The organism is Nocardioides sp., from assembly GCF_031422975.1.
Lineage (GTDB): Bacteria > Actinomycetota > Actinomycetes > Propionibacteriales > Nocardioidaceae > Nocardioides.
Genome location: NZ_JANPEO010000075.1, coordinates 1 through 2,874 on the forward strand (window position 1 = coordinate 1; position 2,874 = coordinate 2,874).

Below are 2,874 nucleotides of genomic sequence, written 5' to 3' on the forward strand. Positions count from 1 at the left end.
GCAGCTCATGTGTCCTCCAGCAAGGCCACGGCCCGCGACCGCACGGTGACTGCGGGGAGGAATTCGAACAAGCCGCCGGGACCGTCCACCTGAGCGCTCGCGGTGACCGCCACCCGCCCACTGTCGATCACCACACGGACCTCGGCACCAGGGGGCGCGATCGTCATCCCCACGGCCCGGGCAGCCGACTCCGAGTCGCCCCGAGCGACCGCCCGCGCGGACTCCCGGGCGGCATCGACCACCTGGATCTGCGCGGACGCCGCGGCCAGCAGCCAGACCAGGCCGACGGTGACGGAAAGCACCAGCGGCAACCCGAGAGCAAGCTCGGCCGTGACGGCACCCCGCTCGGCCCCGGGCCGTCGCCGGCGCGTGCTCACTTGATCCCCAGCAGGCCCAGGACGTGGTCGAACAGGGTCTTGAGCAACTGCTCGCCGAAGCCGCCGCTGAGGAGTTTGTAGAGCAGGCCGGCGAACCCCGCACCCGCGGCCGTGCCGACGGCATATTCGGCGGTCGTGATCCCCCGTTCCTCTCTGCGCTGCCCCTTGTCGCGCGAGGTGGTCTCCTGCTCGCGGCTCGTCTGTGTCATCGCGGTCCCTCTCTGTGCTGGCCCACCCGATGTGGGCCGCTGCGCCGACTCTGCGACCTGCGGCCCCCATCGCGTCGGCGTGGGACTCCGGACCTGTGGAGGCGTCGACATGGTCGCGTCCTGTGCACGGTTGGAGACCCGGCCCCGGCCCCCCTTCACGGGGTCAACGTCGTCAACAGGCCGGCGACTGTGGGCACGATGCCGATCAACAAGTTGGCCGGCAGCAGGCACAGGCCCAGTGGGACAGCCGCCTTCACGCCGACCGCGCGAGCGCGATCCTCGACGGCCGCCAACGCCGTCCGCTCGAGCTCGTCGGCCAGGCGCTCCACTGCGTCGGCCACAGAGCTGCCGCTGGTCTCGGCCCGGGCCAACGTCCTGCCCAGCGTGGCCAGGACGTCATCGGCTGCCAATCCGCTCCACACGAGCACGGGGTCCACCCCCATCCGCAGGCGGGCGAGGGCGCCGTCGAGGCGCTGCGCCGTCGGCCCCGGGCAGGCGGCCACGACCGCTGCCAGGGCAGCGTGCGGAGCGGCGCCGGCACGAAGCGCGCACGCGAACAGGTCGACGAAGTGTGGCAGCTCCCGCGCGGCGATGTCCCGCTCTCGGCGTACGGCGCCGGGCTCCGACCGGGCGAGCGCGACCCACGCCACGCAAGCCGCCACCGGGGCCCCGAGGACACCGAGTGGCCCGCCGACGAAGAGCCCGACGCCGAGCCCGGCCATCAGGCAGAGGACTGGTCGCCAGCGACCCGGTCGGCGCGGCAACGGGGTTGCCACAGGCGGCGCTGGTCGCAGCCGCGGCCGTGGCGCCAGGACGAGGAGGACGGCCACGCCGGCGGCCCAGGCGGCAAGCACGATCACCCGGGATCCGCCTGATCCGCGATGGCTTCGATCCACCACAGGCCCGCGACCCCGAAGCCGAGTCCGCCCACGAGGCAACCCCACCCGACGGGGCGCTCGAGCAGGAACCGCCACGGGTCGCCACCCGCCCCTGATCCCATACCCAGCGCGACCAGAGGAAGGGCGGCCAGCAGTCGGGCCGTGGCGCGAGCGGAGGCCAGCTCCGAGGTGACGACGCGTTGGGTCTGCTGCTGCGCGCGGATCCGCGACGCGACCCGCACGACCGCGTGGGCAAGACCGTTTCCCGAATGGTGCGCCACCTGCCACGCGGCCGCGACGACCCGCAGGTCCGAGGCGCCCGGCGACGAGGCAGCCCTGCGGAAGGCGCCCGGCACGTCCGAGCCCAACGACCACGCCTGGACGACCGGTGCCAGACCCTCCCAGCGGCGGGCCGCCTCGGCCAGTGCGTGTCCGGGCGGTCGTCCCGCCGCCAGCTCGGCGGCCAGCACGTCGCAGGCGTCGAGCACGCCGGCCGCGGTAACCGCCCGAGCGTGACGGTCACGACGACGCTGCCAGATCAGTCGGCCGCCCGCCGCGGCGAGGCAACCGGCCACCATCACGACCCCGGGACGCGCCGGCAGCGAGCCGCTCACCGCGCCCCAGCCGGCGAGCCCGGCCGTGCCGACCAGCACCGGAGGCCACGTCCACGTGGCACCCGCGCGAGGCGACGTCGAAACGAGCAGCCAGGCGGCAAGCCCGGCCAGGAGCGCGGGCAGCATCAGCATCAGCCGACCCGCTCGGCCAGCCGCGCCGATGCCGGGCCGCGCGTCATCCGACCGTCTGGACCGAACTCGACGGCCGCCGCGATCGCCACCGCACCGGAGTCTGATCGCACCGGCACCCCCACCTGGGTGACCTGTCGTCGCCCGTCGGGCGCACGGGACATGTGGATGACGACGTCGAGGGCGGAGGCGAGCTGGCTGTGCGCGGCCTCCCGCGGCAGTCCGGCCGCCGCGGCGAGCGCCTCGATCCGGGCCGGGACGTCGCCTGCGGAGTTGGCGTGCAACGTGCCGCAACCACCCGCGTGCCCGGTGTTGAGGGCGGCCATCAGGTCGACCACCTCCGCGCCGCGCACCTCTCCGACGACCAGCCGATCCGGCCGCATGCGCAGGGCCTGTCGCACCAACGTGTGCAGGGTGATCTCGCCGGCCCCCTCGATGTTGGGCGGGCGGGCCTCCAGACCGAGCACGTGCGGATGGGCGGGCCGGAGCTCGCTGGCGTCCTCGACCAGCACCAACCTCTCGGCCGGATCGACCAGCCCCAACAGGGCGGTCAGCAACGTGGTCTTGCCCGACCCGGTGCCGCCGCTGATCAGGAACGCCAGGCGTGTCTCGACGATGGCGCTCAGGACCTCCGCGCAGTCAGGGCTGACGGACCCGGCCGCCGTCA

The 2,874-nt window shown here is 74.3% G+C and carries 5 protein-coding genes; all 5 read right to left on the bottom strand.

Annotation, left to right across the window (positions count from 1 at the left end; genetic code table 11):
• Nucleotides 1–5: 5 nt before the first annotated feature.
• Nucleotides 6–377, bottom strand: coding sequence for a pilus assembly protein (locus RMO85_RS02580; protein ID WP_310526294.1), 372 nt, complete (start codon nucleotides 375–377; stop codon nucleotides 6–8).
• Nucleotides 374–586, bottom strand: coding sequence for a DUF4244 domain-containing protein (locus RMO85_RS02585; protein WP_310526296.1), 213 nt, complete (start codon nucleotides 584–586; stop codon nucleotides 374–376). The genes RMO85_RS02580 and RMO85_RS02585 overlap by 4 nt, the downstream gene beginning before the upstream one ends.
• Nucleotides 587–741: 155 nt before the next feature.
• On the bottom strand, nucleotides 742–1,446 hold the full coding sequence (locus RMO85_RS02590) for a type II secretion system F family protein (protein ID WP_310526297.1): 705 nt from the start codon (nucleotides 1,444–1,446) through the stop codon (nucleotides 742–744).
• A complete protein-coding gene (locus RMO85_RS02595) occupies nucleotides 1,443–2,210 on the bottom strand; it encodes a type II secretion system F family protein (protein ID WP_310526298.1) in 768 nt (255 codons plus the stop codon). The genes RMO85_RS02590 and RMO85_RS02595 overlap by 4 nt, the downstream gene beginning before the upstream one ends.
• A partial coding sequence (locus RMO85_RS02600) for an ATPase, T2SS/T4P/T4SS family (protein ID WP_310526299.1) occupies nucleotides 2,210–2,874 on the bottom strand: 665 nt, incomplete at its 5' end. The genes RMO85_RS02595 and RMO85_RS02600, both read right to left, overlap by 1 nt.